At 72.2% G+C, this 1,425-nt stretch carries 2 protein-coding genes; both read left to right on the forward strand.

Annotation, left to right across the window (positions count from 1 at the left end):
* Positions 1–124: 124 nt before the first annotated feature.
* Positions 125–811 carry a hypothetical protein gene (locus AB0C29_RS48350; RefSeq protein ID WP_360835101.1) on the forward strand — a complete coding sequence of 229 codons (687 nt, stop codon included), beginning with the start codon at positions 125–127 and terminating at the stop codon, positions 809–811.
* Positions 808–1,425: alpha/beta-hydrolase N-terminal domain-containing protein (locus AB0C29_RS48355; protein WP_360835103.1), on the forward strand; the 618-nt coding region annotated here is incomplete at its 3' end. The genes AB0C29_RS48350 and AB0C29_RS48355, both read left to right, overlap by 4 nt.

Consider the following 1,425-nt stretch of genomic DNA (forward strand, 5'->3'; position numbering starts at 1 on the left):
CACCAGAAAACCGCCCCCCGGAGAGGCCAGTACGCCGCCTTACCGTCAAGGGCCCCGGCTGCGAGCGTGAAGACAACCGCTACCAGCCGGTCCTCGACCATTCCTTCTGCGACAGGTGAATGCCATGCCACGACGTATCGCGGCGGCGCTGACCGCCACTGCCCTGCTGCTGCCCCTCGCCGCCTGCACCGGCGACTCCACCACCACCGACGAGATGTCCTACCGGATCGACGAATCGGTCACCTCCCTGGTGATCGGCGCCCGCGCCGCCAGTGTGGAGGTCATGACCGGCGAGGGCCCGGTGACAGTCACCGAGGAGCACCGATACTCGCGGGGCAGGCCCACGACGGCGCACGAGGTCGCGGGTACGACGTTGCGGCTCACCGAGTCCGGCTGCGGCGATGACGACGCCCGCTGCGAGGTCCGGTACCGGATCCGGATGCCCGCGGCCATGGCCCTGGACATCACCGCACAGGCCGGCGCGGTCAAGGTGGACGGCGTGGCCGGGGACATCCGGATCACCACCGAGGCCGGCGCCGTCGAGGGTCGAGCCCTGACCAGCGACGCGGTGACGGTCAGGACCGAGCTGGGAGCGACCTCCCTGGAGTTCGCCGAGGCGCCCGCCCTGATCAGCTCCACCAGCAGCATGGGCGCCGTCGACCTCCGGGTGCCCGGAACCACCACCTACGCCGTCGATGTCCGCATGCCCGCGGGCCCGGGCAGCGTCAGCGTCGACCGGGATCCGGCTTCGGCCCACCGCATCGAGGTGCGGACCGAGGTCGGCACCGTGCAGATCAGGCCGCTGCCGTGACCGTCGTCGCCGACCGCAGGATCGAGGACCGTCCGCGCCGGCCGTACCGGCGGCTGCGGGTGGTCCGCGCGCGCCTGGGGCTGACCGGCTGCGGTTTCGCGATCGCCTTCTTCTGCCTGTCGCTGACCCCGTCGCTGTTGCCCCGGCCGGTCCTGTTGCAGGGTGTGGTCAGCGGGCTCACCGCCACCATCGGGTACGCGATCGGTGCCGCGCTGGGCGCGATCGTGCGCCGGTTCCAGCGGCACGGCCATCCGCGCGCGACCCGGATCTGCTGGTGGGCCGTGATCATCGCCGGACCGCTGCTGGGTGTGCTGTTCCTCGCGCTCGGCACCCGGTGGCAACAGCAGCTGCGGGCCCTGGTGGGGCTGGAGCAGATGCCGGCGTACGACATCGTGCGCATCATCGGCGTGAGCCTGCTGACGTTCCTGCTCCTGCTGCTGATCGCGCGGTCGATGCGACTGGCCACCCGGCGGATCGCCCGGGTGCTGGGTCGCTTCGTCCCGCGGCCGGTCGCGTACGGCACCGGCGTCCTGGTCGTGGGCCTGCTGGCCGTCGGCTTCGTCGACGGGGTGGCGCAGGAGCAACTGCTCGCCGCCGCCGACCGTACCGCCGCC

Origin of the sequence: Actinoplanes sp. NPDC048791 (assembly GCF_040650095.1) — a bacterium.
In the GTDB taxonomy this organism is placed as follows: domain Bacteria; phylum Actinomycetota; class Actinomycetes; order Mycobacteriales; family Micromonosporaceae; genus Actinoplanes.

Coding starts and splice junctions, on each gene's coding strand:
- AB0C29_RS48350 (WP_360835101.1), top strand. CDS start 125: ATGCCACGACGTATCGCGGCGGCGCTGACCGCCACTGCCCTGCTGCTG.